Consider the following 16,939-nt stretch of genomic DNA (forward strand, 5'->3'; position numbering starts at 1 on the left):
TCTCACAAATGGGTAACTGCATCATCTGTGGCGCCGACACCCAGGGCCACATCTGCCAGTCACACGAAGAGGACGTCGTCTTCGAGTTCCGCGGCGACAGCCCGGACCAGCTCGTCGAGAACCGCTTCTACCGCGGCGTCGTCGACGGCTACGCCGACTTCGGCGTCTTCATCGACCTCTCCCCGAGCGTCACGGGGCTGCTCCACCGCTCCGAACTCGAGAAGCGGCTCGAGAGCCTCGACTGGGAGGCGGGCGATACCGTGTTCGTCCAGGTCAAGAACGTCCGCGACAACGGCAACGTCGACCTGACCACCTCCATCCGACAGGCCGACCGCGAGTTCCGCGGGTCGCTCATCCAGGACGGCACCGAGGAACTGCTCCCCGAGGAGGACGAAGAGGGAAACGGGAGTGAGGCGGGCGAGGAGGAGGTCGACGAGGGAAACGGGCGTGAGCGGGACGTAGCACCGCCGACGGACGAGGCCGAGGCGCCGTCGCCCGAGACCGACGGCAGCGGCACGGAGGCCGCGACCGCGGCGTCCGCCGAGTCCGAGACCGCCGACGAACCCGACGCGGTCGACGAAGCCGCCGACGCCTCCGGGACCGCCGACGGTTCGGTCGAAGCGACCGACGAGACCGAGGCGACGGAGACGACCGATGAGACCGACGCGGAGTCAGTAACCCGCCGCGACATCGGCGAGCTCTCCGACCGCGTCGGCGAGAACGTCCGCATCGAGGGCGAGGTCGTCAGCGCCCGCCAGACCGGCGGCCCGACCGTGTTCGAAATCCGCGACGAGACCGGCGTGGTCGACTGCGCCGCGTTCGTCGAGGCCGGCGTGCGCGCCTACCCCGAGATCGAGGTCGGCGACGTCGTCCGCCTCGACGGCGAGGTCGAGATCCGCCACGAGGAGCTGCAGGTCGAGACCGAGGCGCTGGTCGCACTCGACGGCGAGGACCGCGAGGCCGTCGAGCGACGGCTGGCCGAGGCGATGACCGAGCGCGCCCGGCCGGACGAGGCGACGCTGGTCGCCGACGACGAATCTGTCGCAGGCGTCGAGGAGACGCTGCTGGACGCCGCGGAGGCGATCCGGCGTGCGGTGCTCGAGTCCCGACCGATCGTCGTCCGCCACGCCGCGACCGCCGACGGCTACGTCGCCGGCGTGGCGCTCGAACGCGCGATCCTCCCGATGGTCCGGGAGGAACACGCCGAGAGCGACGCCGAGTACCACTACGTGAACCGGCGCCCGCTGGAGGAGGCGGTGTACGAGATGAACGACGCGACCAACGACGTGACCAGCATGCTGCAGGACCGCGACCGGCACGACGAGAAGCTGCCGCTCGTGGTGCTGGCCGGGACCGCCTCCACCGTGGAGAGCGAGGACGGCCTGGAGATGCTGGGGATCTACGGCGCCGACCGCGTCGTCGTCGACGCCGCGCCGGCGGACCCCGAGATCGCCGACGCCTCCGAGGTGCTGGTCAACCCCGCGGTCGACGGGCTCTCGACGGGCGCGCTGGCGGCCTCGCTGGCGACGACGGTCTCCCCCGAGGTCCGCGAGGAGATCGCCCACCTGCCGGCGGTCAGCTACTGGGAGACCACGCCGCAGTCCTACCTCGACGCGGCCCGCGAGGCGGGCTTCGACGAGGAGGCCGTAACCGAACTCCGCGAGGCGATCGCGCTGGAGGCGTACTACCAGTCCTACGACGAGAAGCGCGAACTGGTCGGCGACCTGCTGTTCGGCGAGAGCGTCGAGGCCGTCACCGCCGGCGCGCCGGTGGACGCTGCCGAGTCCGAGACGCTGGCGGGCCACATCGCCACCCAGTTCCGCGAGAAGATGGACACCGAGGTCGAGACGGCCCGGGCCAACCTCGAGCGAAGCGAGGCCGAGGGCGTCGAGGTCGCGGTGCTCGACACGGAAGAGTACACCCACAAGTACGACTTCCCGCCGAGTTCGCTGCTGCTGGACGAACTCCACCGCCGCGGCGACGCGAGCGTGACGATCGGCATCGCGATGGACGAACTCTGGGTCCGCGCGGATCCGGACCTCGACCTGCGCGAGGTCGCTCACGAGGCGGCGTCGAACGCACCCGGGGCCGGGATCTCGGCTGCGGGCCTGCGCGAGGGCCGCATCGAGTTCCTCTCCGGCGCGCGTCAGGACGTCGAGATCGCGGTCGTCGGGGCCGTCGTCGAGCAGTTCGACTGATTCTCTGAACTCGTCGGTTTTGTGGTTCGTTTTGGGTTTCGGGGCAGCGACGGTAACAGCATCCCGATGCTTGGCAACTTGTGACCGCAACGCGCCGGGGCTCGTGCCCGGCGCGCTTTCCGGTCCCCACCCCTGCGGGCGCCGATTCGGCGCCCGCGAGGCGTCCCCGCAGCCGCACCGCGGCCGGCTGTGGCGCGAAGCGCTCGCGTCGACGGACGCGAGCCGAGCGCGAGGTTCACGCGAGTGCAACGAGCGAGCTTCGGTCCCTCGGAGGGCGAAGGCGCGATAGCGACCGAGTCGGTTGGGGCGGGTGTGGCCGCCGTGCGGAGCGGTGCGGCCCCCAGAGTCCTAGCCCACTCCGCGGTGACGGTCGCAGTCGCTGTCGTCGTCGAATTCATCCAGTTGAGGGTCCACGCTCGCGTAACGGGGCAATCCCGAATCTCCACCTCGCTCGCAGCCTCCCGGTTCGCTGGCGCTCACCGTTCGCGTAACGAGACAGTTTACCGTCGTTCCCTTCGGTCACGACGTTTCCCCGTCTCGCTCGCAACCCTTAACCCCGAAAACCCCCCACCACCAACAAATGAGTACGGACGCCGCGGACACCGACACCGGCGATCCACCCGCGTTCGTCGACGCCTGCGAGGAGCTCTGTCGCCGCATCATCGAGGACGGCCTCGAACGCGACGACCTCGAGGCCGCCAAGCGCGAGGTCTGCAGCGACACCGGCGCGCCGAAGGTCCCCACCAACGGTGACGTCCTCAGCTACGCCCCCGACGAGTGGCGCGAGGAGGTCAAGTCGGTCGTCCGGCGCAAGCCCGTCCGCACGGCGTCGGGCGTCTCGCCCATCGCGATCATGACCTCGCCGCACCTCTGCCCGCACGGGAAGTGTCTCTACTGTCCCGGCGGGCCCGCCTCCGAGTTCTCCTCGGCGCAGTCCTACACCGGCCACGAGCCCGCGGCGGCCCGCGGCGAGCAGAACGACTACGACCCGTACGGGCAGGTCACCCTGCGGCTCGAACAGCTCCGGGCGATCGGCCACCCGGTCGACAAGGCCGAACTGATCCTGATGGGCGGCACCATGACCGCCCGGAGCCACGACTACCAGGAGTGGTTCGTCAAGCGGGCGCTGCAGGCGATGAACGAGTACGACCTCGACAGCGATCCCGAGCCCAGCCAAACCGAGAGCTTCGCCCAGCCGTCAGAGGAGCAGGAGTTCGAGTACCTCGAGGACGTGATCGCCCGGAACGAGACCGGCGACATCCGGGTGACGGGGATCACGTTCGAGACCAAGCCCGACTGGTGCGACCCCGAGCAGATCGACCGGATGCTGGACCTCGGCGGCACGAAGGTCGAGGTCGGCGTCCAGACTACCTACGAGCGCATCAACCGCGAGATGCACCGCGGGCACGGCACCCAGGCCTCCATCGACGCCAACCGCCGCCTCCGCGATTCGGCGTTCAAGGTCGGCTTCCACATGATGCCGGGCCAGCCAGGGATGAGCCAGGAAATGTGCCGCGAGGACTTCCGACAGCTGTTCGACTCCCCGGAGTGGCGGCCGGACTACCTCAAGATCTACCCGACCCTCGTCGTCGAGGGCACCCGCGTCTACGACATGTGGAAGCGCGAGGACTTCGAGCCGCTGAACAACGAGACCGCCGCCGACGTGGTCGCCGACGCGATGAACGAGATCCCGAAGTACTGCCGGCTCCAGCGGGTCCAGCGGGACATCCCGGCGGACTTCATCGAGGGCGGCGTCTGGAAGTCGAACCTCCGCCAACTCGCCCGGCAGCGCGCCGAGGAGAAGGGGTACGACATCCGGGACATCCGCGCCCGCGAAGTCGGCCACAACGACGCGGATCCCGACCCCGACGAGATCACCCTGGACACGATGGAGTACGAGGCCGGCGGCGGCACCGAGCGGTTCATCTCCTTCGAGGACCCCGTCCGGGACCTGCTCATCGGCTTCTGTCGGCTGCGGTTCCCGAACGATCCGGTTCGACGGGAACTCGAGGACGCCGCGCTGGTGCGCGAACTCCACGTCTACGGCTCGGAAGCCACCTTCGACGCGGACGACGACGGCGACGGGCAGGAGTGGCAGCACCGCGGCTACGGCAAGCGACTCGTGCGGGAGGCCGAACGACAGGCCCGCGAGGCCGGCTACGGGAAGCTGAGCGTCATCTCCGGCATCGGCGTCCGGGAGTACTACCGCGAGAAGCTGGGCTACCACCAGGACGGTCCGTACGTTTCGAAGCGACTCTGAATAGGGGTATTTTTGTCAGCGTAGACGAACGCCCTACGTATGAGCGACGCGGGCGAGCGGGACTCGATCGGCCAGCGACTCCGGGAGAACGCAGTGACGATGGTGAGCACGCTCGTCACGGCTATCTGGTTGGGTGCGATGTTCACCGGGCAGAGCTGGTGGCTGGCGGCGATGCTCGTCGGCTACGTCGCCGTCGTGCCGATCACGGCGATACTCTTCGGCGACGAGGAGGACCGGGCCGAGTGGCTCGACCGTGACTCGGAGGCGGAGTCCGTGGACAGCGCCGCCGACGAGGAGGAGACACCGCTTGAGACGCTGCGGCGACGCTACGCCGAGGGCGAACTCAGCGAGGCGCAGTTCGAGCGCAAGCTCGACCAGTTGCTCGAGACCGAGACGATGGAGGACGCCGAGGCGTACGCCAGCCGAGCGGACCGCGAGCAGGCGGTCGAGCGCGAGCGGTAGGCCGCGCCCTCCCGAAACGCCTAACCGCCGGCCGGCCGTCGTCGCCGACGATGCCCTCCCGCGACGCCGTCGACACGCTCCTGTTCGGCGAGCAGCCCGCGCTGTCGGCGCAGTTCGTCCGCGTCGCGGCGGGACTGTTCGTCCTCGCGCTGTTTGCACACCTGCCCGTTCGCTACCTCGACGGGATCTCGATGACCGATCCGGGCGTGACGGCGGTGTTGGTGGTCGTGATGCTGACGGTCGCCGCCGTCGCCGCCTACGTCAACAGCGGCGTGCTGGTCTCGATCGCGCTCGCGGCGGGCGTCGGTGTCGGTTTCTACGCGCCGGCGATCCTGTTCGAACTCCGGAGCCCCGGCGAAGCGACCCTCTGGATTCTGGCAGCCGGGTCGTTCTCCTCGGTCGTGGTCGGCGTCGTCGGTTTCGCGGTCGGGATCGGCCTGCATCGAGTGATGGAAGAGTAACGGATCGGAGGTTCGACGCCTCGGGGGTCCTGACTGGCTAGCAGTTGTCTTCGCACAGAATTTATTGTGCCACTCTCCCACCGCTACCCACGATGCTCAGGCCGAAATCCACCGCCAGGAAGACACCGACGTGGCCGACGCCGACGCCCGAACAGGTGGAAGTCGTGCTCCTCGGGACCTACCACATGAACAACCCGGGGAACGACGCCGTCAATATCACCGCCGACGACGTGCTCGGCGAGAAGCGACAGGGCGAGATCGAGGCGTTCGTCTCGCGTCTGGAACAGGCCGACCCGGATCGCGTCGTTGTCGAGCGCCCCGCCTCGGCGACGAACGCTATCAACGAGGTGTACGAGCGCTACCGGACGGGAGAAGTCGACTACGACGAGGACCGCACGTTCGAGATGGAGCACGAGACGGAACTGGCGTCCCGAAACGAAGTCGTCCAGGTCGGGTTCAGGCTCGCCGACCGTCACGATCACGAGAGAGTCGTCCCCGTCGACGTACCCGAGGACCTCAGCGACGACCCGGCGTTCGAAGCGTTCGCAGATGACGGCCCGCCGGCACCGAAACGAGACGTGCCCCGGATCGACGAGGAAACGCTTCAGGAATCAATGGACGAGCGACTGGCCGAGTCGACCGTCGGCAGCTACCACCGGTTCCTGAACGAGGAGGCCGCGCTCCACTACAACGACGGGATGTTCGACGAACTCCTCCGGTTCGGCGAGGGAACCAACTACGCCGGTCCGGACGCCCTCGCCCGCTGGTACCGGCGGAACCTCCGGATGGCCCACAACGTCTGGCAGGCCCTCGACGATACCACCGAGCGAGTTCTGTTCTTGGTTGGCTCCGGCCACGTACACGTTCTCCGGCACCTGTTCACGGAGTTCCCACAGTTCTGTCCCGCCAGTCCGCTTCCGTATCTCCCTCGCAGGGAGTAGCCGCCGACTAGCGAACGGAACGCCCTTTGCCCTTCCCCGGGAGGTTTCGGACATGGAGCCGAAACGCGAACTGTCGAGCGTCGACCTCGCGGCGCTCGCGACCGAGCTCTCCCGCTACGAGGGAGCCAAGCTGGACAAGGCGTATCTCTACGACGAGGACCTCCTGCGGCTCAAACTCCGTGACTTCGACCGCGGTCGGATCGAACTCCTAATCGAGGTGGGCGAGAACAAACAGGCCCACGTCGCCGACCCATCGCGCGTGCCCGACGCGCCCGGGCGACCGCCGGAGTTCGCCATGATGCTGCGGGGCCGCATCGAGAGCGCCGATCTGGTGTCGGTCGAGCAGTACGAGTTCGACCGCATCCTCGTCTTCGAGTTCGAGCGCCCCGACCAGAACACCACGCTCGTGGTCGAACTGTTCGGCGACGGCAACGTCGCCGTCCTCGACGGCAACGGCGAGGTCGTGCGCTCGCTGGAGACGGTGCGGCTAAAGTCCCGTACCGTCGCGCCGGGGAGCCAGTACGAGTTTCCAAAGTCCCGACTCAACCCGCTCGAAGTCGACTACGACACGCTGGAAGCCCGGATGGAGCAGTCCGACACCGACGTGGTGCGGACCATCGCGACCCAGCTGAATCTGGGTGGGTTCTGGGGCGAGGAACTCTGTCGCCGCGCCGGCGTCGAGAAGGCGATGGACATCGGCGACGCCGGCGAGGAGGAGTACCGCGCGATCCACCGCGAACTGATGGATCTGGCGGACGCGCTGCGGAGCGGCGACTTCGACCCGCGAGTGTACGTCGAACTCGACGAGGACGGCGACGACGACGCGGACCGCCCGCTGACCGAACGCGGCCGGGTCGTCGACGTGAGTCCGGTGCGGCTGGAGGAGCGGTCCGACCTCCCCAGCCGGGCGTTCGACTCGTTCAACCCCGCGCTGGAGGAGTACTTCTACCGCCTGAAGGAGCAGGCCCAGCGCGAGGACGAGGGCGGCGGCCGGCAGCGGCCGGACTTCGAGGCCGAGATCGAGAAGGAGAAACGCATCATCGAACAGCAGGAGCAGGCGATCGAGGGGTTCGAGGAGGAGGCAGAGCGGCTCCGCCGGAAGGCCGAGATCTGCTATGCCCGCTACGACCTGCTCGACGAGGTGCTCTCGACGATCCAGGACGCCCGCGAACAGAACACCCCGTGGGCCGACATCCAGGAGACGCTCGAGAAGGGCGCCGAACGGGGGATCCCCGCCGCCGAGGCCGTCGTCGACGTCGACGGCGCCGAGGGGACCGTGACCGTCGACGTCGACGACGAGCGCGTCACGCTCGACGCCACCACGGGCGTCGAGAAGAACGCCGACCGCCTGTATCAGGAGGCGAAACGCGTCGAGGGGAAGAAGGAGGGCGCCCGCGAGGCCATCGAGGACACCCGCGAGCGGCTCGAAGCCGTCGAGCGACGCCGCGAGGAGTGGGAGGAAGAGCCCGAACCGGAGCCCGAGGAGGAGCCGGAGGAGCGAGAGGAGACCGACTGGCTCGGTCGGGAGAGCATCCCCCTCCGCCAGCCCGAGCACTGGTTCGAGGAGTTCCGGTGGTTCCACACCAGCGACGGCTACCTCGTCATCGGCGGGCGTAACGCCGACCAGAACGAGGCGCTCGTGAAGAAGTACCTCAACAAGCACGACCGCTTCTTCCACACGCAGGCCCACGGCGGCCCCGTCACAATCCTCAAGGCCAGCGGGCCATCGGAACCGGCCAGCGCCGTCGACTGGCCCGAGTCGAGCCTCGAGGAAGCCGCCCAGTTCGCGGTCGCGTACTCCTCGGTCTGGAAGGACGGCCGCGGCGCCGGCGACGCCTACATGGTCGAACCGGCCCAGGTGAGCAAGACGCCAGAGTCCGGCGAGTACCTCGAGAAGGGCGGCTTCGCGATCCGGGGCGACCGGGAGTACTTCCGCGATATGGCCTGCCGGGTCGCGGTGGGGATCACCTGCGACGACGAGACCCGCGTCATCGGCGGCCCGCCCTCGGCGATCGAACCGGACGCGGCGACGACGATCACGCTCGAACCCGGGAAGTTCGCCCAGAACGACGCCGCCGTCAAGTGCTACCGGGAGTTCAAGTCCCGGTTCACCGACGAGTCGTTCGTTCGCAAGGTCGCGAGCGCGGACAAGATCCAGGAGTTCCTGCCGCCGGGCGGGAGCGACCTGCTGGACACGTAGGCCGCGGCTACCCCTCGTCCACCGTCGGCAGCGTCAGTCCGTCGCGCCGACCGTCGAGCACCGAGAACCGATCCGCACGGCGCGTTTCGAGCCAGTAGAGCAACTGCTCCGCCCAGCGAAGTTTCTTCGCCTTCAGGTCGCTCACGGCCGGATCGTCGAACGACCAGCCGACGAACGTGAGCTCGGCCGCCCCGAGCGCGTCGGCGAGGAACGCGGCGCGGTCGCCGTCGGTGAAGCCGCCGAAGTTCCGGACCGGGCCGGCGGGGGCGGCCTGCGTCGTCGGCAACAGTTGGTCGCCGGCGAACTCCGGCACCCAGCGCTCCAGGGCGTCGACGTTGTCGCCGTGAGCGTGGACCGCCACCGGGAGCCCCTCGTGGCTCGCGGTCGCGAGTCGCGCCGGCGTGCCGTCGAGATCCGTTACCGCGAGTGTAACCTCGACGCCGGCGTCCCGCAGCGTCGTCGCGGCCGAGGACGCGGCGACCACGTCGTCGGCAGCCGCGGCCGCGTCGGCCTCGTCGGCGAGGGTCGGGCCGGCGCCGGCGACGGCGACGGTGGCGCCGGCGAACTCGGGGAGGGAGTCGAGGTCGAACGGCTCGCTCATCGCGGCGAGTCGGTCGCGGGCACGCTCGTCGCCGGCGCGGTCGAAGCCGAAGTCGGCGAGGATGCGCTCGTAGACGGGCTCCCAGACGTGGAACTCCATGGGGGATAGCCGTGGCTGGCGGACGTGAATACTGCGGAGATGAATGGGCCGGCGTGGTACCGAAGTACCCCTACCCAGGTACCGTACCGGCGTCCACCTGAGCGTTTTCTCGGATCCGGTATAAGCTTTCTTGTCGCATCCGGCGACGGCGGGCCCACGGCGTCACTCGCTGCGTAACCTTGATTGACTGGCTGGGAGTGGGTAGCGTATGAACCTCTACCGGACCAGCGAGTCGGGACTCGTGGCAGTCGAGCCGCTCGATCACGGGGCGACGACGGGGCTCGCCGCCGCGCTCCTCCGGGGCCCCGGCGGCGCACTCGGCGCCGATGACGTGCTGTTCGTGACTACCGCCGTCGACGACGGGAAGGCGACCGCGATCGGGCTCGACGCGGCGGGCGACGCCGTCGTCGTCGGCGCCGCCGACGGCGAAGTGGGCAGCGCCGTCGTGACCGACGCGCTCCAGCGTGCCAGCGCGGTCGCCGACGGGTCCTACGACGCGCTCGATGAGCGCTACGAGGGCGACTCCCTGCGCGAGGCCCACGCCGACTACTTCGACCGCGAACCGCTCGCCCCCGACGCGTTCAACGGCGACCAGCGCGTTCGCCTCGTCGGCCCGGCGTTCGCCGGCGACGCGATCGACCTGGCGCGGTTCCTGAGCGACCGCGAGGTGCCGGTCCGCCCCGTCCGCGTCGAGGCGTTCGGCGCGCCGACCACCGACGAGTTCCTCGTCCGGTTCGCGTCGGTGGACGGCGACGATAGGGCCGAGGCGGACGTCGAGGGCGACGCCGTCGACGACGACGGCGACCAGTGGGTCGCCGGCACGGACGCGGCCGGCTCGTCGTCGACAGCCACCGCCGCGAGCGACGACGGAACGGTCGAGGGCGCGGACGACGCCGATGCGAGCGCCGGCCCGGAGAGCGGCGAGGCGGCGCTCGCGGACGCGGACGGGCCGACGGGTGAGGACGGCCGGGGGGACGACTCGGACGCAAACGAGCCGTTGGAGCTCCCGGTGCTGCTGGAGGCGGTCTCCGAGGGCGTCCAGGATCGGCTGGTCGGCACGTTCGACGCCGACCCCGAAGACCTCGTCTCGATCGAGCGCGGGAGCGAACTGCTCGTCCGCCCCGATCACCCCGCCTACGCCGGCGGCGTCCTCCGGTACCGGCTGCGGGTCGAGTCCGACGGCACCGTCGAGTTCGCGGTGAACATCTACGGCGGGAGCGAGGCCGAGAAGGAGCAGATGCGCGCGCTGATCCGGGACCACGAGACGGCGATCGAGTCGGAACTGGACTACGAGGTGGCCGAGGGCTACGACGGGTTCCACGGCACTCGCGAGTTCGCCAGCTACGACCAGGTGGCGGCCGCCGAGATCGTCGACGAGTTCGACCGGCTCGTCCGCTTCCTCAACCCCCGCGTGATGCGGGCCTGATCGGCGATCGACGCCCGATACTCCTTCTCGCGAGCGCTCGAACCGGCCGCCGGCCAGAGGGAAAGAGTCGTGACCCCCGCGGCCCCAGTTCCGCCCATGCGAATCGTCCAGCGCGGTCACGGCGCGGAGGGTCGTGACCGGGTGACGCTCGTCCCCGAGACCGTCGACGACCTCTGGCACCTCTCGCACGTCCTGGAACCCGGCGACGTGGTCGAGGGCGACACGACACGCCGGATCCAGCGCAACGACGACCAGATGCGCGACACCGGCGGCGAGCGCGAACACCTCCACGTCACCCTCGAGGTCGAGGACGTGGAGTTCGCCCGCTTCGCCAACCGGCTCCGGGTCGGCGGCGTGATCGAGGACTGCTCGATGGAGGACCAGATCGGGCTCCACCACACGATCAACGTCGAGACCCACGAGGAACTCACCATCGAGAAGTTCCTCAAGCCGGACCAGCGCGACCGGATCGAGGAGGCCGCCGAGGCCACCGACGCGCCGGACGTGGCCATCGCGACCGTCGAGGAGGGGGAAGCGTACGTCCACACGGTCCAGCAGTACGGCACCGACGAGTACGTCTCGCTGACGGCGCCGACCGGGAAGGGCGAGTACGCCCAGCCCCGGACCCGGCTGTTCGAGGAGCTCGGCTCGGCCCTCCAGCACGTCGACGCCGAAGCGATCATCATGGCCGGCCCGGGGTTCACCAAGCGCGACGCGCTGGACTACCTGAGCGAGGAGTACCCCGACGTGGCCGAGAAGGTCACGACCACCGTCGACACGTCGGCGGCCGGCGATCGCGGCGTCCACGAGGTGCTCAAACGCGGCGCCGTCGAGGAGGTCCAGGACCAGACCCGGATCGCCCGCGAGAGCGAACTCATCGACGAACTCACCGAGCGTATGGCGACGGGCGAGCAGGCCACCTACGGCGTCGAGGAGACCGCCGAGGCGGCCGAGTTCGGCGCCGTCGAGACGCTGCTCGTCGTCGACGATCGCCTGCGGACCGAGCGCCAGGACGAGGGGGACTGGGACCGCGACGCGAACGAGATCATCGAGACCGTCGAGCAGAAGGGCGGCGACGTGGTGGTGTTCTCCTCGGAGTTCGCGCCCGGCGAACAGCTCTCGAACCTGGGCGGCGTCGCCGCGCTACTTCGCTACCGGATCCAGTAGCGACCGCCCGGCCGAGAGGGTCGACCCGCGGACAAACTTTACGAGGCTTCCCGCGTTCTGTAGGGGCGATGGACAGCGAGACCACCCGCCGAGCCGTCCTCTCCGCGGTCCTCGGCGCCGGCGTCGGCGGGATGGCGCTGACCGACGCCCGATCGTACCTGCGGCGGTTCGCGCCAGGGTCGGGGAGCGTCTGGGGCGCGGCGACCGAGAACGCGCCCGACGAGCTATCGAGCCCCTACGGCCCGGCGACAGTGCGCTACGACGACTACCACGTCCCCCACGTCGAAGCTGACAGCGAGCGGGCGGCGTACTACGCGGCGGGCTACTGCCACGGCGCCGACCGGTTCTTCCAACTCGATCTCTACCGGCGGCTGCTGACCGGCCACCTCTCCGAAGTCGTCGGCGCGTCGACGGTCGAGTCCGACGCCTTCCACCGCCAGATGGACTTCGAGGCGGCCGCCGCAGCGACGTGGGACCGCGTCCAGGGAACCGGGACCGGCGACGTGGTCGAGGCGTACGTCGAGGGAGTGAACCACGCCCGCGAGGCCGAGCCGACGCCGCTGGAGTACCGTCTACTCGAGTTCGATCCTCAGCCCTGGACGCCGACGGCGTCGCTGCTCATCTCGAAGCAGATCTCGTGGGGCCTCACTGGCTCGTTCCGCACGCTCCGGCGGGCGCTGGCGCGGGACCGCCTCGGTGCCGCGGCGACGGAACGGCTCTACCCGCGGATCATGGACCACGGGACGCCGATCCTTCGGGGCGGCGACCCGTCGGCGTCGATGGCGGATGCGGACGCCGCGACCCCCGATTCCGGCCTCGTCTCGTGGCTCGCCGAGTTCGAGTCCGACCCCGGGATCGGCTCGAACTCCTGGGTCGTCTCGGGCGAGCACACCGCCTCGGGCGACCCGATCGTCGCCAACGACCCGCACCTCCAGCTCTCGGTGCCGCCGGTCTGGTACGAACAGCACGTCGTCGCCCCCGAGTTCGACGCCCGCGGCGTCGCGTTCCCGGGCGTCCCGTTCGTCGTCATCGGGCAGAACCACGCCGGGGCGTGGGGGTTCACCAACGCCGGCGCCGACGTGATCGACTTCTACGCCTACGAGACGGTCGACGGCGGCGACGGCTACCGCTACGGCAACGAGACCCGCGAGTTCGACGCCCGCACCGAGACGATCGAGGTGGCCGACGGCGAGAACGTCGAGATCGAGGTGAAGCGCTCGGTCCACGGCGCCGTGCTCACGCAGTACCCCGACGGCGACGGGTTCGAGACTGCGGACGAACTCGGGGTCGCGTGGACCGGGCTCTCGGCCACCCGGACCGTCGAGGCCGTCCGGGAACTCAATCACGCAGACGGCGTCGACGAGGCCGCGGCCGCGATCCGGAAGTTCGACGAGCCCACGCAGAACTTCGTCTACGCCGACGACGCCGGGAACACCTACTACTGGGTCACCGGCCAGATCCCGATCCGGACGACCGACGGCGAGGCAGTCCCCGGCACGCGGATCTTCGACGGCTCCGCCGGCGAGGGCGAGTGGGGCGACGGCTACACACCCTACGGCGAGTCCTCCTGGGACGGGTTCCTCTCCCACGGGGAGAAGCCGGGCGTCCGGAACCCGGACTACCTCGCGACCGCGAACCAGCGCATCACGAACGACCCCGAGCACTACCTCTCGGAGGGGTACGCGCCCCCCTTCCGCGGGCGGCGCATCTACGACCGACTCGACGCCCGCGCCGGGAGCGACGAGCCGATGGACGCCGCGTTCCACCGCGACCTGCAGTTGGACGTTGTCGACGGCCGGTACGACCTGTTCCGGCCGATCATCGAGGACGCCGTCGAGGCGGGCGTCGCGGGCGACGACGACCTCGACGCACCGACGGCCGAGTCGCTGCTCGACTGGGACGGCGAGATGCGCCCGGACGCCGCCGAACCGCTGCTGTTCGACCAGTGGCTCCGCGACTTCCGCGAGCGGACGTTCGGCGAGACGTTCGACGACGCCGGCCTCCCGGACGGGTTCCCGCGGCCGAACTTCTGGGTGCTCGGAAACCTGCCCCCGGACAGCGAGTGGTTCGACGGCGACCGCGGCGCCGCCGCCGCGGACGCGATGGCGAAGGCCCGCGGGCGCGTCGACGCCGAGGGCTGGGCGACGTACGGCGACTGGAACCGCGTCCGGTTCACCCACCCGTTCGACCAGCCGTTCCTGAACTACGACCACCTGCGGACCGCTGGCTCCGCGGGCACGATCCGGAACTTTCACAGCGAGGCGTCGACGGGCGCGAGTTGGCGCATGGTCGCGACGTTCGAGGGCGACTCGCGAGCGATCCTGCCGGGCGGCAACTCGGGCGACTACTTCTCGGCCCACTACGACGACCAGCTCTCGCTGTGGGCCGAGGGCGAGTACAAGTCGATGGAGAGGGCAGTTCCGGACGGCGTGGACATCGAGTTCGCGGAGGGCGAGCGATGACGCCCGACTCGCCGGCGGCGGGGCTGGCCCCCCTGCGGGAGGACCGCCGGCGCCGGCTCGCGGCGACCGCCGGCGCCGTCGTGCTGGGGTTGGCGCTGTCGACGGTCCACTGGTCGGGACTGCTGCTGGCGGGCGCGCTGGTCGCGCTGCCCCAGCGATCGCTCGGGCGGGGCGTCGCTGCCGGGGTCGGGCTGGGTGCCCTGATCGCCGTCGGCTTCCTCGGGCAGTTGGCGCTCGCGGGGATGCTCAACCCCGTGCTCGCGATGGGGCAGCCGAGTTGGCTGGCGCTGGGGCTCGGGCTCTCGTTGCCGGTGTTCGGCTCGTTGGTTCGGGGTGTGGCCTGACTCGCCCGCCCGTCGACACCGAACTGTCCCTTTTTACCCACCCCCGCCTCACCCACACCCATGGGCACCCACATCGTCCCGGTCGGCTTCGACTACGACCGGCTGATCGCGCCGCTGATCCGCGACCAGTTCGACGTGGACCGGGTGGTGCTGCTCGAGGGCGCCGTCGGCAGCGAGGCCAACGTCGAGTACTCCCAGAACCTCGCGGGCAAACTCGAACAGGACTTCCAGAACCTGCTGGGCGCCGAGACCGAACGCGTCGCGCTCACGGACGTGTACGACTACGACGCCGCGTTCGAGCGGGCGTACGACCTGATCAACGCTCACCTCGACACCGGCCGGGAGGTCTGGGTCAACATCTCCTCGATGCCCCGCCCGGTCAGTTTCGCCTTCGCCACCGCGGCCCACTCCATCACGCTCGAACGGCAGGACGACCGCCACCGCATCCACACCTACTACACCGCCCCCGAGAAGTACCTCGAGACCGAGATGGCCGAGGAGCTCCGGGAGACCCGGGCCCTGCTCGCGGAGCTCCGGAACGAGGACGGCGTCGACGACGCGGTGCTCGCGGACCGACTCGAGAGCATCGGCAGCCTGCTCTCGGAGTTCGACGAGCGCGGCACCACCATCGGCGCCAAGAAGATCGGCGACAACCACATCGTCGAACTCCCGGTGGCGGCGTTCTCGAGCGTCGAACCGTTCGAGGAGGTGATCCTGTTCACGCTGGGTGAACACGGCGAGTTCGAGAGCGTGAGCGAACTCGCGAAGACCCTCGCCGCCGACATGGGCGAGGAGTACACCGACAGCTTCCGGTCGAAGGTCATCTACAACGTCGACCGACTGGGCCCCGGCGGGAAGGCATACATCGAACAGGAGGCACACGGCAACTCCCACCGCACCTCGCTGTCCCGCATCGGCGAACTCTGGGTGCGCGCCCACGCCGACGACGAGCCGGCCGCGCTCTCCTAGCCGTCCTCGCTCAGCGTCCCGTTGAACCAGTCGAGTTCCGCGTCCTCGATCGCCGGATCCCTCGACGAGACTGCCTGCACTGCGCCCGCGGTGTCGAGGTAGAGCTCCCCCTCGTGTCTGACTGCGGTGTCCCGGAGCACGGCCTGTGCCTCGGCGGGTGTGAGGCTCTCGTTCGCCGCGAGCATCAGCGTCAGCGTGCCCGCGACCAGGGGCGCGGCCGCGGAGCTCCCGTAGAGTTCGCCCGCCGCGCTGGTGTCGGCGCCGTCGGGCGCCGAGATGTCCAGCGCCGGCCCGGTGGAGCTGTAGGGTCGCCGTTCACCGCTCACCGCGTCGGCGGCGCCGACGGCGATCACACCCTCCGCCGTCGCGGGCGCGACCATCCCGCCGGAGTCGCTGCTGATCCCGAGTTCGTGGTGGAAGGAGAACAGGTCGGCGCCGGTGCCGTTCGCGTCGGGGCCGCCCCGGACGGCGACGTAGTACCGCCCCCCGGGAACCGTCGCGTCGATGGCCTCGGTCCGCCCCGTGGCGTTCGTCTCCGACTTCGCGATCAGCTGATCCTCGCCGTCGACGGCGCGGTAGAGATAGAGGTCGTAGTCCGCGTCGCCCTGCCAGTAGAGGCGCAACGAGACCGCGCCGGCGATCTCGCCCCCGCCGAGCGTGTTGTACCGGGTGTCGTTCGCGAAGGCGACCCAGCCCTCGCTCCCGTTGCCGTGCCAGTGGCGGTCCGCGTAGTTCCCGGCGGAGGTGACGAACGCCGTGTCGTTCCGGGCGGCCGCCGACGCCACCCGGTTCAGCTCGGCCATCCCGGCGGCGCTGCTGGGGAAGTAGCTCCCGGCGTCGACGACCACGTCGACATTCCGCTCGCGCAGCCACGACACCGCCCGTGCGTACGCCTCGTGGCCGCCGTCGGGGCCGATGCTGGCGAGGTAGAGTTCCGCGTCGGGGGCGGTCCGACTGACGATCTCCGCGATCGCGGTGTCGTGGCTGGTGTCGGCGAACAGGCCGGACGAGCGCCCGGAGAACCGGCGGGTGGCGGCGACGGCGTCGCTGATCCGACTGTGATCGGGCGCGAACTGGCTGCCGACGATCCCCACCCGTACGTCGTCGCCGGTGACGCCCGTCTCGTGGACCGCGTCGAACCCGGACAGCGTCGCCGAATCGGTCGCTTCGGGGGGCGGATCGACGGCAGCCGCCTCGTCGGCCGGCCCGCCGTCGCTCGAGAGCGCGCCGATCGGGCGGTCGCGGACGGCGCTACTCGAGCCGACGGGAACCGCGAAGGAAGTGCTGCTCACGACGATGACGACGACGAACAGCGTCGCGGCCGTCTCGATCCTCATCCCGCCACCTCC

At 70.0% G+C, this 16,939-nt stretch carries 13 protein-coding genes; 11 read left to right on the plus strand and 2 right to left on the minus strand.

The window, feature by feature from the left end; translation table 11 throughout:
* The first annotated feature begins 8 nt into the window (after positions 1–8).
* From BMZ83_RS00775 to rqcH, 6 genes are all read left to right on the plus strand, one after another.
* On the plus strand, positions 9–2,198 hold the full coding sequence (locus tag BMZ83_RS00775) for a DHH family phosphoesterase (protein ID WP_074874621.1): 2,190 nt from the start codon (positions 9–11) through the stop codon (positions 2,196–2,198).
* Positions 2,199–2,778: 580 nt separating this feature from the next.
* Positions 2,779–4,458, plus strand: a complete 1,680-nt coding sequence (locus tag BMZ83_RS00780; protein ID WP_074874622.1) for a tRNA uridine(34) 5-carboxymethylaminomethyl modification radical SAM/GNAT enzyme Elp3 — start codon at positions 2,779–2,781, stop codon at positions 4,456–4,458.
* Between the two features lie 39 nt (positions 4,459–4,497).
* A complete protein-coding gene (locus BMZ83_RS00785) occupies positions 4,498–4,920 on the plus strand; it encodes an SHOCT domain-containing protein (protein WP_074874624.1) in 423 nt (140 codons plus the stop codon).
* A 50-nt stretch (positions 4,921–4,970) separates the two neighbouring features.
* On the plus strand, positions 4,971–5,381 hold the full coding sequence (locus BMZ83_RS00790) for a hypothetical protein (RefSeq protein ID WP_074874626.1): 411 nt from the start codon (positions 4,971–4,973) through the stop codon (positions 5,379–5,381).
* A gap of 92 nt (positions 5,382–5,473) precedes the next feature.
* Positions 5,474–6,322, plus strand: coding sequence for a DUF5694 domain-containing protein (locus BMZ83_RS00795; protein WP_074874628.1), 849 nt, complete (start codon positions 5,474–5,476; stop codon positions 6,320–6,322).
* A 52-nt stretch (positions 6,323–6,374) separates the two neighbouring features.
* Positions 6,375–8,522 (plus strand): ribosome rescue protein RqcH, encoded by a 2,148-nt coding sequence (gene rqcH / locus BMZ83_RS00800; RefSeq protein WP_074874630.1) that lies wholly within the window; start codon positions 6,375–6,377, stop codon positions 8,520–8,522.
* 7 nt (positions 8,523–8,529) lie between these two features.
* Here the strand turns inward: rqcH and BMZ83_RS00805 are convergent, their stop codons facing one another.
* The gene (locus BMZ83_RS00805; RefSeq protein ID WP_074874632.1) at positions 8,530–9,222 is read right to left on the minus strand and encodes a 6-hydroxymethylpterin diphosphokinase MptE-like protein; all 693 of its coding nucleotides are present in this window, start codon (positions 9,220–9,222) and stop codon (positions 8,530–8,532) included.
* Between the two features lie 208 nt (positions 9,223–9,430).
* On the opposite strand from BMZ83_RS00805, the gene BMZ83_RS16680 reads away from it, so the two are divergent.
* From BMZ83_RS16680 to BMZ83_RS00830, 5 genes are all read left to right on the plus strand, one after another.
* Positions 9,431–10,648, plus strand: a complete 1,218-nt coding sequence (locus BMZ83_RS16680) for a hypothetical protein (protein WP_074874633.1) — start codon at positions 9,431–9,433, stop codon at positions 10,646–10,648.
* 96 nt (positions 10,649–10,744) lie between these two features.
* Positions 10,745–11,815: an mRNA surveillance protein pelota gene (locus BMZ83_RS00815; protein WP_074874634.1), complete on the plus strand. Its 1,071-nt coding sequence runs from the start codon at positions 10,745–10,747 to the stop codon at positions 11,813–11,815.
* Positions 11,816–11,883: 68 nt separating this feature from the next.
* Positions 11,884–14,277, plus strand: a complete 2,394-nt coding sequence (locus BMZ83_RS00820) for a penicillin acylase family protein (RefSeq protein ID WP_074874637.1) — start codon at positions 11,884–11,886, stop codon at positions 14,275–14,277.
* On the plus strand, positions 14,274–14,621 hold the full coding sequence (locus BMZ83_RS00825; RefSeq protein ID WP_074874638.1) for a hypothetical protein: 348 nt from the start codon (positions 14,274–14,276) through the stop codon (positions 14,619–14,621). The genes BMZ83_RS00820 and BMZ83_RS00825 overlap by 4 nt, the downstream gene beginning before the upstream one ends.
* A 60-nt stretch (positions 14,622–14,681) precedes the next feature.
* Positions 14,682–15,590, plus strand: a complete 909-nt coding sequence (locus BMZ83_RS00830; RefSeq protein WP_074874640.1) for an HFX_2341 family transcriptional regulator — start codon at positions 14,682–14,684, stop codon at positions 15,588–15,590.
* On the opposite strand, the gene BMZ83_RS17165 is transcribed toward BMZ83_RS00830, so the two are convergent.
* Positions 15,587–16,927, minus strand: a complete 1,341-nt coding sequence (locus BMZ83_RS17165; RefSeq protein WP_074874642.1) for a S8 family serine peptidase — start codon at positions 16,925–16,927, stop codon at positions 15,587–15,589. The two genes, BMZ83_RS00830 and BMZ83_RS17165, sit on opposite strands and share 4 nt — an antisense overlap.
* Positions 16,928–16,939 lie beyond the last annotated feature (12 nt).

The organism is Halolamina pelagica (assembly GCF_900115675.1).
Taxonomy (GTDB): Archaea; Halobacteriota; Halobacteria; order Halobacteriales; family Haloferacaceae; genus Halolamina; species Halolamina pelagica.